The 16,109-nt window shown below is 68.5% G+C and carries 14 protein-coding genes; 3 read left to right on the forward strand and 11 right to left on the reverse strand.

Annotated features, from left to right (window positions below):
• Nucleotides 1–5: 5 nt before the first annotated feature.
• Nucleotides 6–2,465: a hybrid sensor histidine kinase/response regulator gene (locus M673_RS25120; protein WP_061977952.1), complete on the forward strand. Its 2,460-nt coding sequence runs from the start codon at nt 6–8 to the stop codon at nt 2,463–2,465.
• A 4-nt stretch (nt 2,466–2,469) separates the two neighbouring features.
• Here M673_RS25120 and M673_RS17250 read toward each other — a convergent pair whose 3' ends face one another.
• The 7 genes from M673_RS17250 to M673_RS17280 form a co-directional block, all read right to left on the reverse strand.
• Nucleotides 2,470–2,952, reverse strand: coding sequence for an RES family NAD+ phosphorylase (locus M673_RS17250; protein ID WP_061977953.1), 483 nt, complete (start codon nt 2,950–2,952; stop codon nt 2,470–2,472).
• On the reverse strand, nt 2,949–3,380 hold the full coding sequence (locus M673_RS17255; RefSeq protein WP_061977954.1) for an antitoxin Xre-like helix-turn-helix domain-containing protein: 432 nt from the start codon (nt 3,378–3,380) through the stop codon (nt 2,949–2,951). The genes M673_RS17250 and M673_RS17255 overlap by 4 nt, the downstream gene beginning before the upstream one ends.
• 57 nt (nt 3,381–3,437) lie before the next feature.
• Nucleotides 3,438–4,328, reverse strand: coding sequence for an SMP-30/gluconolactonase/LRE family protein (locus M673_RS17260; RefSeq protein ID WP_061977955.1), 891 nt, complete (start codon nt 4,326–4,328; stop codon nt 3,438–3,440).
• Nucleotides 4,329–4,368: 40 nt separating this feature from the next.
• A complete protein-coding gene (locus tag M673_RS17265) occupies nt 4,369–5,340 on the reverse strand; it encodes an ABC transporter permease (protein WP_061977956.1) in 972 nt (323 codons plus the stop codon).
• Nucleotides 5,337–6,278 (reverse strand): ABC transporter permease, encoded by a 942-nt coding sequence (locus M673_RS17270; RefSeq protein WP_061977957.1) that lies wholly within the window; start codon nt 6,276–6,278, stop codon nt 5,337–5,339. Before M673_RS17270 ends, M673_RS17265 begins: the two co-directional genes overlap by 4 nt.
• Nucleotides 6,275–7,747 carry a sugar ABC transporter ATP-binding protein gene (locus M673_RS17275; protein WP_061977958.1) on the reverse strand — a complete coding sequence of 491 codons (1,473 nt, stop codon included), beginning with the start codon at nt 7,745–7,747 and terminating at the stop codon, nt 6,275–6,277. The genes M673_RS17270 and M673_RS17275 overlap by 4 nt, the downstream gene beginning before the upstream one ends.
• Before the next feature lie 90 nt (nt 7,748–7,837).
• Complete coding sequence (locus tag M673_RS17280; RefSeq protein WP_061977959.1) at nt 7,838–8,848, reverse strand: ABC transporter substrate-binding protein; 1,011 nt, start codon at nt 8,846–8,848, stop codon at nt 7,838–7,840.
• Between the two features lie 222 nt (nt 8,849–9,070).
• On the opposite strand from M673_RS17280, the gene M673_RS17285 reads away from it, so the two are divergent.
• Nucleotides 9,071–10,405, forward strand: coding sequence for a GAF domain-containing sensor histidine kinase (locus M673_RS17285; protein WP_082639790.1), 1,335 nt, complete (start codon nt 9,071–9,073; stop codon nt 10,403–10,405).
• Complete coding sequence (locus M673_RS17290) at nt 10,402–11,112, forward strand: response regulator transcription factor (RefSeq protein WP_061977960.1); 711 nt, start codon at nt 10,402–10,404, stop codon at nt 11,110–11,112. Before M673_RS17285 ends, M673_RS17290 begins: the two co-directional genes overlap by 4 nt.
• A 33-nt stretch (nt 11,113–11,145) precedes the next feature.
• Here the strand turns inward: M673_RS17290 and M673_RS17295 are convergent, their stop codons facing one another.
• The 4 genes from M673_RS17295 to M673_RS17310 are packed head-to-tail and all read right to left on the reverse strand — an operon-like array spanning nt 11,146 to nt 16,071.
• Nucleotides 11,146–12,252, reverse strand: coding sequence for an ABC transporter ATP-binding protein (locus M673_RS17295; RefSeq protein WP_061977961.1), 1,107 nt, complete (start codon nt 12,250–12,252; stop codon nt 11,146–11,148).
• A complete protein-coding gene (locus M673_RS17300; protein WP_061977962.1) occupies nt 12,249–14,216 on the reverse strand; it encodes a glycoside hydrolase family 127 protein in 1,968 nt (655 codons plus the stop codon). The genes M673_RS17295 and M673_RS17300 overlap by 4 nt, the downstream gene beginning before the upstream one ends.
• A gap of 20 nt (nt 14,217–14,236) precedes the next feature.
• Nucleotides 14,237–15,130 carry a carbohydrate ABC transporter permease gene (locus tag M673_RS17305; RefSeq protein ID WP_082639791.1) on the reverse strand — a complete coding sequence of 298 codons (894 nt, stop codon included), beginning with the start codon at nt 15,128–15,130 and terminating at the stop codon, nt 14,237–14,239.
• Nucleotides 15,127–16,071 carry a carbohydrate ABC transporter permease gene (locus tag M673_RS17310; protein WP_061977964.1) on the reverse strand — a complete coding sequence of 315 codons (945 nt, stop codon included), beginning with the start codon at nt 16,069–16,071 and terminating at the stop codon, nt 15,127–15,129. Before M673_RS17310 ends, M673_RS17305 begins: the two co-directional genes overlap by 4 nt.
• Nucleotides 16,072–16,109 lie beyond the last annotated feature (38 nt).

Below are 16,109 nucleotides of genomic sequence, written 5' to 3' on the forward strand. Positions count from 1 at the left end.
GCCCGATGCCGCATTCCGTCCCGACCGAGTCAGACCGCGCACAAGATCCCCTGGCGTTTCTCGCCGGTGGTGGCGAGGCGACGCGCCTGATCCTCTCGCGCGACTGGAACGGGCATGTTCTGGGGCCGCCGGAGGGCTGGCCGGTGGAGCTGAAGGCGGCGATCAGCCTCGTTCTCAACTCGCCGGAATCGATGATCCTCTCCTGGGGGCCGGAGCTCAGCTTCTTCTTCAACGAGACCTATTTCCCGCTTCTGGGCCCGCGCCTGCCCTGGGCCATGGGCGAGCGCTTCGACGTGGTCTGGGCCGACGGCTGGGCGCAGGCCAAGCCCATCATCGACGCCGCCTTCGCGGGCGAGCGGCAGCGCTTCGTGGACCTGCCCTGGAAGCTCGACACCGATCGCGGCGCGCGCGACACGTGGTGGACCTTCTCCTATTCGCGGGTGCTGGACGCCAGCGGCGCCATCGCCGGGCTCTTCATCTTCACCAACGAGACCACCGACCGCGTTTTGAGCGACACGGCGCTGCGCGAAAGCGAGGCGCAGTTCCGCGCCTTCGCCGAAGCCGTGCCGAACCATGTCTGGGCCGCGCGGCCGGACGGCTACCTTTACTGGTTCAACCAGCGCGTTTCCGCCTATTCCGGCCAACCCATGGAGGCGCTTGTCGGCGCCACGCAATGGGGCGCCATGGTCCACGACGAGGATCGGGACGGGGCGGCCGAGGCTTGGGCAGAGGCGCTGCGGACAGGCCGGACCTACGAGACGGAGTTTCGCGTTCGCCGCGCCGACGGGCAGTATCGCTGGTTCCTCGTGCGGGCCGAGCCTGTGCACGGCGCGGACGGCGCGATCCTGCGCTGGGTCGGCACCAACACCGACATTCACGAGCGGCGCCGGCAGGCGGCAGAGCTGGAACGGCTCACCGTCCGGCTGGAGGAGCAGGTGCGCGAACGCACGGCCGATCGCAACGCGCTCTGGCAGCTGACGCCGGACCTCATTCTGCGCTGCGGCTTCGACGGCACGATCAACGCCACCAATCCGGCCTGGGCCGACGTTCTCGGCTGGCACGAGCACGAATTGCTCGGCACCCAGCTCTTTGACCTCGTGCATCCCGACGACCGGGAGCGCACGCGGGAAGGCGCGCGGCAGCTGTCGCAGGGCGAGGGCCATGCCCGCTTCGACAACCGCTTCCGCCGCAAGGACGGCACCTATCGCTGGATCAGCTGGTCGACTCACCCGAGCGAAGGCGTCATCAACGCGATCGGCCGCGACGTCACGATCGAGCGTGAACGCGCCGAAGCCTTGGCGCAGGCCGAGGAGGCGCTGCGCCAGAGCCAGAAGATGGAGGCGGTGGGCCAGCTGACCGGCGGGCTCGCGCACGACTTCAACAATCTTCTCGCCGGCATTTCCGGCAGTCTGGAACTCATGGGCCGGCGCCTCGCGCAGGGGCAGGGCGTGGAGGCGGAGCGCTATCTCGCCGGAGCGCAGGGGGCGACGCGCCGGGCGGCGGCGCTGACGCATCGGCTTCTGGCCTTCTCGCGCCGCCAGACGCTGGACCCCAAGGCCACCGGCGTCGGCGAGCTCGTGGCCGGGCTGGAAGAGCTGGTGCGGCGCACGGTCGGGCCGGCCATCGCGCTCACGATCGAGCAGCCCGCCGATCTCTGGCCGGTGCTGGTGGACCCGAACCAGCTGGAAAACGCGCTTTTGAACCTCTGCATCAACGCGCGCGACGCCATGCCGGACGGCGGCGCGCTGGGCATCAAGGCGTTCAACGAGCGGCTGGACGCGAAGGGCGCGCGCGAGCGCGATCTGCCCGCCGGCGACTATGTCAGCCTCTGCGTGTCGGACACGGGGTTGGGCATGACGGCCGAGGTGCTGGAGCGCGCGATGGAGCCCTTCTTCACCACCAAGCCGATCGGCGTCGGCACCGGCCTCGGCCTGTCGATGATCTATGGTTTCGTGCGCCAGTCCGGCGGCCAGGTGCGCATCCAGTCGACGCTTGGCGAGGGAACCAGCGTCTGCCTCCACCTGCCGCGCCATCATGGCGAGGCCGACACGACTGAGGGCAACCAGCCGGCGCAGGCGATCCCGCCCGCCACGCAAGGGCAGACCGTGCTCGTCGTGGACGACGAGGCGCTGGTGCGCATGCTTATCGTGGAAGTTCTCGAAGACCTCGGCTTCGCCGCGCTGGAGGCGGAGGACGCGCCCTCCGCGCTGGTGCAGCTGCGGGGGCAAGGGCGGATCGACCTTCTGGTCAGCGATGTCGGCCTGCCGAACGGCATGAACGGGCGCCAGCTGGCGGAGGCGGCGCGCGAGCTGCGCCCCGGGCTGAAGGTCCTGTTCGTCACCGGCTATGCCGAGAACGCCGTTCTCAACGCCGAGCATCTGGGGCGCGACACGCAGGTCGTCACCAAGCCCTTCGTGCTGGACGATCTCGCCCGCCGCATCTCGCATCTCGTCTCAGGGGAGTGAGGGGTCAGACCCCGAACAATCGCCGGTCCCAGAAGACGGGCTCGTGCAGGCTCGCCTGGATCAGCGCGAACTCGGGATGGGCGGGGTTGATGAGGATGTTGCGCTCGGGCCGGGCGACGACGCTCGGCACGAGAAGAAGCGCGCTGCGCCGCTCCATGCACCATCGCTCGCCGAAATCCTTGCTGACCCCGGCCGGCATCGTGTCCCAGCCGGGCAGGGCGGGCGTCGAGACGATCTCGTAGCTGAGGCCGCGCGGCAGCGTCACCTCGATGAAATGCTGGTTCGGCGGCAGGCGCCCGCTGCCATGCACCAGCTTTTCCAGAAGCGCCGTGGCGAAATGCTCGCTCGTGTAGATCAGCGGGCTGCCCGGCGTGTTCCATCGGCCGGGCGCGATCGTCGAGCCGGTGGCATCGAAGATGGGATAGGCACCGGCGGGATCGCCGATGCGGTAGCTCGTCAGTGTTCTGTCCAGAACCTGAGGGGTCAAGCCGCGCTGCCGTATTTCAGACGGCCGAGGATATCGAGAACCAGCTCGGCGCCGATCTCGCCGCCGATCACCATGTCGATCGGCCGCCGGTCCTCCAGCATGGGATGGGTGCGGAACAGGAAGTCGCGCGCGGCCTCCTCCTCGCCCCAGACGTCGAGCGAGAGGCCCCAGACGCGGGCGACGCGCGCCAGCCGCGCGCCCTCGTCCGAAGACAAGCGATGCCGGCTCTTGCGCCGCTCGTAGGTTGCCTTGGGCACGAGCCGATATTTAAACTGCGCGTCGCCGGGCGCGAGCAGGCGCGCCACGCGGTCCAGCGCGCCGAGCGGCAAGCCGTCCTCGATGCGTGAGATCAGCCCGAAAGCGGAGAGGCTCGACGCCTCCTGCGCAGGCAGGCCCAGAACGTCGGCCATGGTGTTGAAGGCCAGCATGATGCATCTCCTCACTTGAGACCATAATTGGCCTCAGGTGAGGAAAAGCGCAAGGGCTCAGGCGCCGCGCACGCGCGTGTAGATCGAATAGATCGAGGTCGTTGCGGCGATGAAGAGCCGGTTGCCCTTCGGGCCGCCGAAGCAGAGATTGGCGACCGTTTCCGGCACGAGGATCTTGCCGAGCCGCGTTCCATCGGGGTGGAACACGTGGATGCCGTCCGCCGCGCTCGACCAGAGCCGCCCGTCGCGATCCATCCGCATTCCGTCCGGCACGCCCTTGTCGATCAGGGCGAAGACCTCGCCGCCAGTGAGAGTCTCGCCCTCCACCTTGAAGCGGCGGATATGGCGCGGGGCCTGCGCATCGTGGCTGGCGCCGGAATCGGCGATGTAGAGAAGCGAATGGTCGGGCGAGAAGCAGAGCCCGTTGGGCTGCCGGAAATCGCTGGCGACGCGCGTCACGGCGCCGCTGGCGGGGTCGATGCGGTAGACGCCCTGGCAGTCCTGCTCCTGGGTTCCCTTGTGGCCCTCGTAGTCGTCGCGGATGCCGTAATTGGGGTCGGTGAACCAGATCGACCCATCGCGATGCACGACGACATCGTTGGGCGAGTTCAGCCGCCTGCCGCCGAAGCTTGTCGCCAGAACCGTCAGCGAGCCGTCCGCCTCGGTGCGCGTGACGCGCCGCGCGCCATGCTCGCAGGAAACGAGGCGTCCGGTGCCGTCGCGCGTGTGGCCGTTGGTGTAGCCGGCGGGCGCGCGATAGACATGCGTTCCGACCTCGGGAATCCAGCGCATCATCCGGTCGTTCGGAATGTCGCTCCAGAGAAGATAGTTGCCGTCGCCGAACCAGACCGGCCCTTCCGTCCAGCGACAGCCGGTGTGGATCTGTTCCAGCGAGACGTTGATGAGGGCGACCTCGTCGAAGCGCGGGTCGAAGCGTTCATAGAGCATGGGCGACTCGGAGGAACAGGACAGGGAACAGGTTGGCGGGTCATGCGCGGCGGGATTTGGGATCGCCGGCGAGCGTGATGATGGCGATGATGATGAGGCCGGTCAGCAGCAACCGGAGCCCGGCGCCGACGCCGAACGTGTTCAGCATGGTGACGAGGAGATAGAGAAACAGCGAGGCGCCCCAGAGGCCGGCGACGTTGGACCGCCCGCCCGAAACGGACGAGCCGCCAACCACCACGACGGCGATCGAGGCGAGGAGATATTCCTCGCCCATGTTGAGCGAGGAGCCGCCGGAAAAGCCGGCGAGAACCGCGCCACAGAGCCCGGCCAGCACCGCTGAGAGCACATAGGTCGCAAAGCGCACCCGGTCGACGCGGATGCCCGCGAGCATGGCCGCGCGCGGGTTCTGCCCGATGGCCGAGACCGAGCGGCCATAGACCGTGCGGTGCAGGAGCAGCCCCATCAGACCGCACAGAACGAGGGTCGCGATGGCGAGATAGGGCACGCCGAGAATGCGCCCCGTGGCAAAGGCCGCGAAGCCCTCTGGCGGGCGAACGCGCAGTCCCCGGCCGTAGCTGATCGCGGTGGACTGGATCAGGAAGCTCGCCGACAGGGTCGCGATGATCGGCGGGATCGAAAGGAGGCGGATCAGGAGATAGTTGAAGGCGCCGACCAGGGCGCCGACGCTTAAGCCCGCCAGGAGGCCGAGAAGGATGCGCCCGTCCTGCTCGTTCATCACCACCATGGCGAACGTGCCGGCGAGCGCGATCGTGGAGGGGATGGAGAGATCGACATTGCCCGGGCCCGTCGTGATGACGAACATCTGCCCGAGGCCGACGATGACATACATGGTGGCGAAGGTCAGCGCAGTGGAGAGGATCTGCCCGCCGCCGGTGCCGCCGGTGAAGGCGAGCGTGGCGAGGAAGATCGCGAGCGCGCCGCCGAAGGAGAAGGCATAGGGGTGGCGCGTGGCGAAGCCTTCGGCCCGCGCGGAAGCTGCCGGGGCGCTCATGCCGCCCTCCTTTCGGTCTGATTGACGAGGGCGCGCAGCGCCAGGACGGCGATCAGGATCGCCCCTTGCGCGCCGATCTGCCAGTCCGGCGAAATGCGTAGGAAGGACAGGAGCGAGCCGGCGAGCGTCAGGGTCAGCGCGCCGATCACCGCGCCGACCGGCGAAACGCGCCCGCCCGTGAACTCGCCGCCGCCCAGAATGACACCCGCGATCGACAACAGCGTGTAGCGCAGGGCGATATTGGCGTCGGCCGAGGTGGTGAGGCCGACCAGGGTCAGCCCGCTCAGCACGCCGAACGTGCCGCAAAGCGCATACATCGCCATCTTCGCGCGCAGGAGCGACCAGCCGGCGCGGCGCACGGCCTGCGGATTGCCGCCCGCCCCGCGCAGCACGACGCCGAAGGACGAGCGCATCAGGAGGAAATGCACCCCGATCGCCAGCGCCGCGCTGGCGAGGATGGCGAAGGGCACGAGCGGCGTCTTCAGCTTGACCAGGGAGGAGAGCCAGGCCGGGGCCGAGCCGCCGGGCGAGGGGAGAAGCAGCACGGCGGCGCCGAGCCAGACGAAGCTGAGGCCGAGCGTCACGACGATGGAGGGCAGGTTGCGCCAATGGATCAGCGCGCCGATGCAGGCATAGGCGAGGATGCAGCCGAGGAGCATGGCGACGCCGAGCAGCGGCGTGTCCTTCAGCACCGTCGCGCCGATGCAGGCGACAAAGCTGACGAAGCCGCCGATCGACAGGTCGAGATCGTTGACCGTGATGACGCAGAGCTGCGCGATCGTGGCGAGCGCGATCGGCAGCGCCAGATTGAGCATGAGATTGAGCCCGAGATAGCTCATGGCCCGTGGCTGGATGATGAAGATCGCCGCCAGCAGAAGAATGAACGAGACCGGCGGCAGCAGCGCGCGCAGGACGCGGGGGGTGAAAAGCGCGTTCACGCCGCGTCCTCCTTGAACGAGGCGCTGAGAATGCGCGCTTCGCTCAAGGCAGCGCGCGGTAGCTCGTCCACGATCCGCCCGGTGCGCAGCACGTAGATGTGGTCGCAGCTCTTCAACTCGTCGAACTCCGTCGTGTACCAGATGAAGGTGCGGCCCTTCTCGGCCTCGGCGCGGATCTGCGCATAGACTTCCTGCTTGGTGCCGATGTCGACGCCGCGCATGGGGTCGTCCATCAGGATGATCTCGGCGTCCGAGCCCAGCGCCCGGGCGAACAGCGCCTTCTGCTGGTTGCCGCCCGAGAGGGTCAGGATGTTGTCCGTCATGTCGGGCGTGCGGATGGCGATGCGCCGCTGCCACTCCGCCTCCATGGCGCGTTCTCGCGCGGGGTCGACAAGCCCCAGGCGCGTCAGCCCTTTCAAGGAGCGGATCGTGACGTTCTGCCCGATCGACCAGAGCGGAAACACGCCGTCGCTCTGCCGGTCGCCGGCGACGAAGGCCGTGCGCCCCGCGACTTTGGCGAAGCGCGAGCCGCCCATCCCCGCGCTCTGGAGAAGCACGAGAAGCGCTGTCTGGCCATGGCCGGCAAGGCCCGCGAGGCCGATGATCTCGCCGCGCCGCGCCTCCAGCGCGCCGCCGCCGCGCGGGCTTCGAACGCTGGCGACAATGGGCGTCGAGGCACGCGACCGCGCTTCCACCAGCGCCTCGTCGGCATGGGCGACGACATGGCCCATGCTCTCCACCAGCGACTCGCGGGTGAAGCCGGAGGCGTCGCGAAGGTCCACCACGCGCCCGTCGCTCATCACGGCAATGCGGTCGCAGGTGGAGAGGATTTCGCCGAGGATATGCGAGATCAAGATGACGCTGCCGCCCTTGGCGACGAAGCTGCGGACATAGGCGAGAAGCTGGCTCGCGGCGCTGCCGTCGAGCGAGGAGGTCGGCTCGTCCAGGATCACGAGGCGCAGCGGCGTCTCGCCGCCGGCAAAGACGGTCGCGATCTCCACCATCTGCCGCTGGCCGAGCGCGAGGTCCGACAGGAGATCGCCCGGCGCGATGCCGTGGCCGGGAAAGATTTCGTCGAGCTTCTCGCGGATCAGCGCGCCGGCTTTGTGGCGCCAGCCGAAGCCGCGCAGCGAGCCGTGGCGCACGCGCGTGTTCTCGGCGACCGAAAGATTGGGGCAGAGCGAAAGCTCTTGAAAGACGCAGGCGATGCCGGCCTGGCGCGCGCGGGCGACGCCGCCCCGCCCCGCCCGGTCCTCGCCCGATATCTCCAGCCGCCCCGTGTCGGGCACGACATTGCCGGCCAGAACCTGCATGAGCGTCGACTTGCCCGCGCCGTTGTGGCCGGCGAGCCCGAGGCATTCGCCGGCCCTGATGTCGAGATCGACGCCGCGCAGCGCGCGCACGGCGCCGAAGCTCTTCTCGATCTGTTGGAGGCGCACGAAGACGCCGGCGGGTCCCGAACTGGTCATGGCTGCCTTTGGTGGAATGGAAAAGGCCGCCCGCCGAAGGGCGCGGCGGCCTCTGGAAAGACGCGCGGGCTCGCTCGAGCCTCACGCCTCTTACTTGGCGGCGATCACCTTCTTGGCGTCGTCCTGCGAGTACTCGACATTGGCGACGCCGCCCTTCTGGGTGGTCTTGACCGCTTCGTCGAGGCCGGCCTGGTCGATGCTGAGGAACGGCACGACGAGGTCCTTCGGGACCTGCTGCCCGTCGAGGATCTGCTGCGCCACCCAGAAGGCGAGGGTCGAGACGCCCGGCGCGATGGAGACCGACATGGTCTCGTAGCCGTTGGCGTCCTTCTGCTCCTTCCACCAACGAAGCTCGTCCTCGCGATTGCCGAGGATGATGGTGGGCGTCTTGCGGCCCGCCGCCTTGAAGGCCTCGGCCGCGCCGAACCCGTCGCCCCCCTGCGTCACCACGCCGGTGACTTCGGGGAGGCTCGGCAGGACGCCGGCGACCGACTTCTGCGCCACGGTCTGCGTCCAGTCGCCCTGCACTTCGCTGACGACCTTGAACTTGGAATGCGCGGCGACGCCGCTCTGGATGCCCTCGTGGATCTCGCCGTCCACCGACGTGCCGGCAAGGCCACGGATCTCCAGGAGGTTGCCGCCGTCGGGATAGCGCTTGGCGAGATAGTCGAGCTGGCCCGCGCCCATCTTCTTGAAGTCCACCGCCACGCGCCAAGCGCAGGGCTCGGTCACGATGCCGTCGAAGGAGACGACCACGATGCCGGCGTCGCAGGCCTCCTTCACCGCGCCGTTGAGCGCGGTGGGCGAGGCGGAGTTGATGACGATGGCGTTGTAGCCCTGCAGGATCATGTTCTGGATCTGCGCGGCCTGTTCGGTGGCCTGGTTCTCGGCGGTGGTGAAGGCGTCGGCGGACTTGACCACGCCGGCCTTCACGGCCTCGCCCGTCACCTTGGCCCAGCTTTCCAGCATGGCCTGGCGCCAGGAATTGCCGGCATAATTGTTGGACAGGGCGATCGTCTTGTCCGCCGTGTCGGCCAAGGCGCCGTTCGCGGCGCCGAGGCAGAGCGTTGCGGCCGACAGGGCCAGTGCGAGCTTCTTCATCATATCCTCCCCAAAGCCGGCGGTCCTGCCGGCACGCCGATCGGCCGGCCTCTTCTGGCCGGCCGGACGCCGATCGCTCTCCCAAGCGACTCTCGACACGCAGTCTGGAAGGCGCCTCGGCTTTTGTCCAAGGTGGAGCGCGCAGGTCGGATGCGGGAACCCGCAAAACCCCTGCATGCCGCCGCTCTGGCGCCGCTCCCGCGAACGTGATGGTGTCGCCCGATGAACCCGGCCACCCTTTCCCCGCCGACGCCCGCCTCCGCTCCCGGCCGAACGCGGCTCGGCAGCGAGACGCTGTTTCGCCATCTCATCCGCGTGTCGCAGGCGCTGGCGGGTCGGCTCGACATGCAGGCCGCTATCCAGGCCGTGTCGGACGAGCTTGCCGCCATCCTGCCGCACGACCATCTCGACGTCTGCATCCTGCGGCAGGATCATCACACCGCGTTCGAGGCCGGCGCCCACACGGACTGGAGCCTCAACGCCCATCCGCTGCCCATCGAGGGCAGTCCGATCCGCGCCGTGCTGCTGGGGCAGGAGCCCTATCTCATCTCGGGCGACGCGCTGGCCGACCCGCGCTTTCATTTCGACGGCGCCTTCGCCCACCCCATTCTCGACCAGAACCTTCAAAGTCGGCTGCACGTGCCGCTTCTCGTGCGCGGCGAGATCATCGGCGCGCTGTCCTGCTCCAAGCGGATGCGCGACTTCTACGACGCTAGGGATCTCGGTTTCGCCCGGCACGTCGCCGATGTGCTCGCGCCCTATTTCTACGCCCTGCGCACCGCCGAAGACGCGCGCCGCCTCGCGATCGAGGAGGCGGAAGGGCGCGCGCGGGAAGACGCCCTGCGCGAGGGCGCGCTGCGTCTGACGGAAGAGCTGGAGCGCGAGCGCCAGCGCATCGGCATGGACCTGCACGACCTGACGCTGGCCGATCTCACGCGCCTCCATCGGCGCATCGCGCGCATGCGCGAAGCCGGCATGGCGCGGCTGCGCGAGGCGGGCGGGCCAGGGCCGGAGGGCTGGGAGGCGCTGGAAGCGGTGGAGGCGGAGCTTGCCCGCACCATGGCGGGCCTGCGCGAGATCATCGACGACGCCCGCCCCAACATCCTCCAGCTCTTCGGCCTTGCCGAGGGGATCGAGGACTTTCTCGGCCGCGCGCTGGACGGATCGGGCAGCGGCATCGCCTGGCGCTTCGCCGATCAGAGCTTCGGGGCGGCGGACCATCTGTCCGAGACGCTGCGCGTCGCGCTGTTTCGCATCGTGCAGGAGGCGGTCAACAACGCCGCGCACCATGCCGAGCCCTCGCTGATCGAGGTCGAGCTTCGCCGCGAGGGTGAGGCGCTGGCGATCGAGGTGCGCGACGACGGGATCGGCTTCGCCTCGCTCGCCCAGCGCAAGCGCGTCGGTGGCATCCGCAACATGCAGACGCGCGCCCGGCTGGTGGGCGCGAGCTTCGCGATCGGCCGGCGCGGCGACCGGCAGGGCACGCTGGTGCAGATCCAGCTGCCGGTGGACGGCGCGGACAAGACGCAAGGTCCGGCCGGCGAGGGCGTGCGATGAACGTCCTGATCGCCGAGGACGACGCGGTGCACCGGGCCTTTCTCAGCGAGGTCATTGCCCAGACCCTGCCGGACTGCCGCGTGGTGGAGGCGGAAAACGGCGTCGTGGGCGAGCGGCTGGCGATCGAGCATGAGACGCTTCATGCCGTGGTGGATCTCCAGATGCCGCAGCGCACGGGGGTGGAACTCGCCCGCGCGCTTTGGGCACGGCGGCCGACCACAAGCATCGTCTTCTGGTCCAACTATGCCGACGAGGCCTATGTGCGGGGCGTCTCGCGCATCGTGCCGAGCGGCGCGGCCTATGGCTACATCCTGAAATCGGCCTCCGAGGAGCGCTTGAGTCTGGCGCTGCGCGGCGTCTTTCTCGAAGGCCAGTGCATCATCGACCGCGAGATCCGCTCCGTGCAGCAGCGCTCGGCGGACCGCTCGGAAAGCTTCACCGACGTCGAATACGAGATCCTGACCGATCTCGCCCTCGGCCTGACCGACCGGCTGATCGCGGAGCGGCGCGGCCTGTCGCTGCGCAGCGTGCAGAACCGGCTGCAGCAGGTCTACGACAAGCTCGGCGTCTACGAATCCGAGCGCGGATCGGACGTGTTCAACCTGCGCATGCGCGCTGTCACCCTCGCCATGCTGCGCAAGGCGCTGAACCGCGAAAGCCTGGAACAGGCCGAGATCGGCCTGCAGGACTGGCTGCGACGGCGCTGAGCGGCGCGCCGCTCGACTTGAGCCGACGGATCGTCAGCGAAGCCGTTTTCCCGCCATGTCGAACAGGCGCATGTCGGCCGTGTCGCAGGTGATCGCCATCTCGGCGCCGGCCTTCGGCGCCATGCCGCGCTCTCCCTGCACGACGAGCGAAAGACCCTCGCCGCAGCGGCCATAGAGGAAGCTGCTGCCGCCGAGATATTCCGTGAAATCCACGGTGAAGGGCAGCGAAGGCTCGCTGCCGCGCGCCGGGCGTAGATGCTCCGGGCGGATGCCGAGCTGGATGTCGCCGCCCTCGCCACCAGTCCCGAAAAGCGTCGGGCGCGGCAGCGACCGGCCGGCGACTTCCAGCCCGCTCTCGCTCAAGGTCGCGGGAAGGACGTTCATCTTGGGCGAGCCGACGAAGCCGGCGACGAAGAGATTGTCGGGGTCCTCGTAGAGCGTCGCTGGCGCGCCGACCTGCTCGATCCGCCCGCCGCGCAGCACCACGATCTTGTCGGCCAGCGTCATCGCCTCGGTCTGGTCGTGCGTGACATAGACCATCGTGTTGCCGAGCGTCTTGTGCAGGCGCGCGATCTCGATGCGCATCTCGACGCGCAATTCGGCGTCGAGATTGGACAGGGGTTCGTCGAACAGGAAGATCTGCGGATCGCGCACGATGGCGCGCCCGATCGCCACGCGCTGGCGCTGGCCGCCCGAAAGCTGGCCGGGGCGCCGGTCCAGAAGCTTGGTCAGTTGCAGGATCTCCGCCGCCGCGCGCACCTTCTGCTCTACCTCGGCGGCCGGGCGATGCGCCATCTTCAGGCCGAAGCCCATATTTTGCGCCACCGACATATGCGGGTAGAGAGCGTAGGACTGGAACACCATGGCGATGCCGCGCCGCGAGGGGTCGAGGTCGGTGACATCCTTCCCGCCGATCGCGATCTCGCCCTCGCTCACCTCCTCCAACCCGGCGATGAGGCGCAGAAGCGTGGACTTGCCGCAGCCGGACGGGCCGACGAAGACCACGAACTCGCCCTTGGCGATGGAAAGGTCGATGTCCCGAAGCACCTCGACCGCGCCGAAGGACTTGCCGACGCCCTTCAGTTCCAGGCTCGCCGTTGCGAGGCCGATGCCGGCCTCCAGGGGGGAATGGGCGTTCATCGCGCCCCCTCCTGCCGCAGCCAGACCAGCATCTCGCCGCCCTCGCGATTGTCCCAGGCGTGGTAGGGCACGGCGCGCAGCACCGCCTGTTCTCGCGCCGGCTCCTGGGGCGTGTAGAGCGCTTCGCCCGCCGCCGTCTCGCGGACGCCCTTGGCGACGAGACAGACCGCGCCGCCGAGATCGGCCGCCTCCTCGCAGCGGAAGGCGCTCTGGCGATCCAGCAAAAGCGAATGGAGATGCGCGCCGTTGTCCGTCTCCTCCAGGCAATAGACCAGCGGCCCGCGCTGGAGCGCGACGCGGCCCTGGTCGATCCCGACCTTCGGATGGGCATGAAGGCGTAGCACCGGCATCTCGAAGTCGAGTTCCACCGTGTCGCCCGCCGACCAAAGGCGCTCGATCGCGAGATAGCCGTTCCGCGACGAGGACGCGATGTCGAGCGCCTCGCCGTTGAGCTTCGCCACTGTTGCCCCGGCCCAGTCCGGCAGGCGAAGATGCAGCGTGAAACGGGCCGGCTCGGCGGGATCGACCGTGAGCTTCACCGCGCCGTCGGTGGGATAGGCCGTGGTCTGGCTCAGGCGCAGCTTGGTGCCGGCGACGTCGAGATCGGCCTCGCTCTCGCAATAGAGATGCACGGCGACCGCATCCTCTGCCTCGCCATACATATAGGTGCCGACCGAGGCGACGAGGCGGGCGATGTTGGGCGGGCAGCAGGGGCAGCGGTGCCAGGTCCAGCGGTGATGCGTGCCGCGGCTTTCCAGCGGGTTCTCGTAGAAGAAGCGCGTGCCGTCGAGCGACAGGCCGGAGAGCGCGCCGTTGTAGAGCGCGCGCTCCATCACGTCGCCATAGCGCCGGTCGGGGCCGAGGCCGAGCATGCGGTTCGCCCAGAACACCAGCGCCACCGCTGCGCAGGTTTCGGCATAGGCGGTCTCGTTGGGCAGGTCGTAGTCGAAGGTCAGGCCCTCGTTGTGGGCGGAGGGGCCGAAGCCGCCGGTGACATAGAGGTTCTTGTCGGTGAGATGGCCCCAGAGCGCGTCGAGCGCCGTCTTCAGGCTCTCGTCGCCGAACTCGGTCGAGACATCCGCCATGCCGGAATAGAGATAGGCGGCGCGCACGGCATGGCCGACGACATGGCGCTGCTGGCGCACGGGCTCGTGGCTCTGCGTGTATTGGTGATTCTCGAAATGGTAGTCCTTCGGGTCGCGTCCGCGCGCCCGCGCCTCCTCGTCGAAGAAGTGCGGCGGCTGCCGGCCGCGCTCGTCCACGAAGAAGCGGGCAAGGTCGAGATAGCGCTGCTCGCCCGTGGCGCGGCCGAGTTTGACCAGAGCCAGCTCGATCTCGGGATGGCCGCAATAGCCACGCGTCTGGCCGGCTTTGGGGCCGAACATCTGGTCGATGTGATCGGCATAGCGCGCCATGATGTCGAGCAGGCGCCGCTTGCCCGTGGCGTGGAAATAGGCGACCGCGCCTTCCATCAGATGACCGGCGTCGTAGAGCTCGTGACAATCGCGAAGGTTCGTCCAGCGCTTGCCGGGCTCGATGCGCTGATACCAGGAATTGAGATAGCCGTTCTCGTCCTGCAGGCGGGCATAGGCGTTGATCACCTCGTCCACCCGCGCTTCCAGCTCGGGGTCGGGCCGGCGATAGAGCGCATAGGCCGCCGTCTCGATGCTCTTTCCGAAGTCGGAATCCCAGAACATCTGGGTCGTTACCGTGTCGTTGCCGGCCTGGAAGGGAATGCTGAGGCCGGGATTGGGCCGGTCCGGGTCGATCTGATCCAGCATTCCCGCCTCGATGCAGCGGTTCAGAAGCGTGTGGGCCGTGGTGGTGGCGACCGTGTCGATGCGCGGGCCGAAGAAGCCCTGGACGCGGACCTGATGCACCGCCGGCGGCCGGAACTGGGCGCGGGGGCGCGTGACGTCGGAGGCGGGAGAGGGGCCGGCGGGGGAGGGCGTGTGCTGGTTCATGGAGGGCAAGTCCTTGCGGCTCACTTCACGGCCCCGGCCGTCAGGCCGCGGATGTAGAAGCGCTGGAGAATGAGGAAGAGAAGGAGGCAGGGGATCATCATGACGGTGACGCCGGCTTGCACCGCGCCCCAGTCCACCGCGCCGTAGTGGCCCGAGCGCACCGCCGTCATCAGGACGGGCAGCGTGAACTTGGACTGGTCGGTGAGCAGCACGAGCGCGGCGAGGAACTCGTTCCAGGCGTTCAGGAAGGCGAAGAGGCCGACGGTGACGATGCCCGGCAGAACGAGCGGGCCCATGACGAAGACGAGCAGCCGCAGCCCAGTGACGCCCTCGATCCTGGCCGCCTCCTCGATCTCTTTCGGTACGGCGTCGAAGGCGTTGCGCATCATGAAGACGGAGAAGGGCAGTTGCAGCGTCGTGTAGATGAGCACCAGGCCGCTCAGCGTGTTCTGCAGGCCGAGCTTGGCGAGGATCAGGAAGAGCGGCGTCAGGATCGACTGGAAAGGGATCATGATCGTCGACAGGATCAGGACGAAGGCGAAGCCCTTCATCGGGAAGCGGTGACGCGAGAAGCCGTAGCCCGCCAGCACCGAGACCAGGATGGTCAGCACCGTGGTGCCGAGCGCCACGAAGAGACTGTTGCCGGCATAGGTCAGGATGCCGTCGCCGAAGGCGTCGAGCCGGGCATAGCTGGCAAGGCTTGGCTCCCCTTCCGGCCAGGGCGGCAGGGGCGGGCGCACCGTCTCGCTGGCCGAGCGCAGCGAGCCCAGCACCACGAAGGCGATCGGCGCCAGGAACAGGGCCGCGCAGAGAACGCCCGTCACATGGAAGAGAACGCGCATCGGCCGGTTCTTGGCCGGACGCCGAGCGACCGGACGGTCAGTTCGTGCCTCGGAGGGAAGGGCGAGGGTCATCGGGCGTCCTCCCGGTCGCTGAGGAGCCGGAGCTGGATGAGGCTGAGGATCAGGAGGATCGCGAGCAGCACCATGGACAGGGCCGCGCCATAGCCGAGGCGGAACGAGACGAAGGACTGCGAGAAGATCCAGTAGACCGCAGTGACCGTCCGGTTCTGCGGGCCGCCGGCCAGGATGATGTAGAACTGATCGAAGGCCAGCATGGAGCCCGACACGCAGAGAATGAGCGCCAGCGCGAAGGGCCGGCGCACCAGCGGCAGGGTGATGTGGCGGAAGCGCTGGAGCGCGCTCGTCCCGTCGATCCGCGCAGCCTCGCTGAAGTCGGCGGGGATCGACTGCAGCCCGCTCATCAGGATCACCATGTAGAAGCCCGCCATTTTCCAGATCACCATGGCGGTGACGGACCAGAAGGCCGGCTCGAAGGTGGCGAGGATGTTGATCCGCCCGGCGGTGAGCCCCAGCCGCTCCATCAGCGGCGAGAAGAGGCCGCTGTCGACATTGGAGAGCCAGGCCCAGAGAAGGCTCGCCGAGGCGAAGCCGATCACCACCGGCAGGAAGAAAGCGGTGCGATAGACGCCCGCGAAGCGTCGCGGCTTCTCCACCAGAAGCGCCAGGGCGAGGCCGACGCCGAGGAGGCCGAGCGTCGCCGCCGCCGTGTAGCGAGCGGTGAAGCCGAGCGCGTTCCAGAAGTTGCGATCGTTCCAGAGCGCCTTGTAGTTGGCGGTGCCGACCCAGCGCGGCACGCCGAGAAGCGGCCAGTTGTGCAGCGACATCCAGGCCGTCATGCCGAGCGGCAGCGCGAAGAAGACGAGAACCAGCACCATGGCCGGGGCGACGTAGAGAAGACCGGACAGGTCGCGCCGACGCTTGCGGCGAGGCTTGGCTGCGGCGCGCGGCAGGCCGGGGGAAAGCGAGGTCGAGGGATGGCTGGCGACCGACATGGAAACGGCTCCCTGCATCTGGCGGAAGAGGCGCGCCT

It is taken from the genome of Aureimonas sp. AU20, from assembly GCF_001442755.1.
Lineage (GTDB): Bacteria > Pseudomonadota > Alphaproteobacteria > Rhizobiales > Rhizobiaceae > Aureimonas.

What these genes read in the sequence shown, in the direction of transcription:
- M673_RS25120 (WP_061977952.1), top strand. Translation starts at nt 6, where the DNA reads ATGCCGCATTCCGTCCCGACCGAGTCAGACCGCGCACAAGATCCCCTG.
- M673_RS17255 (WP_061977954.1), bottom strand. Translation starts at nt 3,380, where the DNA reads ATGCTGGCCTTCAACACCATGGCCGACGTTCTGGGCCTGCCTGCGCAG.
- M673_RS17260 (WP_061977955.1), bottom strand. Translation starts at nt 4,328, where the DNA reads ATGCTCTATGAACGCTTCGACCCGCGCTTCGACGAGGTCGCCCTCATC.
- M673_RS17265 (WP_061977956.1), bottom strand. Translation starts at nt 5,340, where the DNA reads ATGAGCGCCCCGGCAGCTTCCGCGCGGGCCGAAGGCTTCGCCACGCGC.
- M673_RS17275 (WP_061977958.1), bottom strand. Translation starts at nt 7,747, where the DNA reads ATGACCAGTTCGGGACCCGCCGGCGTCTTCGTGCGCCTCCAACAGATC.
- M673_RS17280 (WP_061977959.1), bottom strand. Translation starts at nt 8,848, where the DNA reads ATGAAGAAGCTCGCACTGGCCCTGTCGGCCGCAACGCTCTGCCTCGGC.
- M673_RS17285 (WP_082639790.1), top strand. Translation starts at nt 9,071, where the DNA reads ATGAACCCGGCCACCCTTTCCCCGCCGACGCCCGCCTCCGCTCCCGGC.
- M673_RS17290 (WP_061977960.1), top strand. Translation starts at nt 10,402, where the DNA reads ATGAACGTCCTGATCGCCGAGGACGACGCGGTGCACCGGGCCTTTCTC.
- M673_RS17295 (WP_061977961.1), bottom strand. Translation starts at nt 12,252, where the DNA reads ATGAACGCCCATTCCCCCCTGGAGGCCGGCATCGGCCTCGCAACGGCG.
- M673_RS17300 (WP_061977962.1), bottom strand. Translation starts at nt 14,216, where the DNA reads ATGAACCAGCACACGCCCTCCCCCGCCGGCCCCTCTCCCGCCTCCGAC.
- M673_RS17305 (WP_082639791.1), bottom strand. Translation starts at nt 15,130, where the DNA reads ATGACCCTCGCCCTTCCCTCCGAGGCACGAACTGACCGTCCGGTCGCT.
- M673_RS17310 (WP_061977964.1), bottom strand. Translation starts at nt 16,071, where the DNA reads ATGTCGGTCGCCAGCCATCCCTCGACCTCGCTTTCCCCCGGCCTGCCG.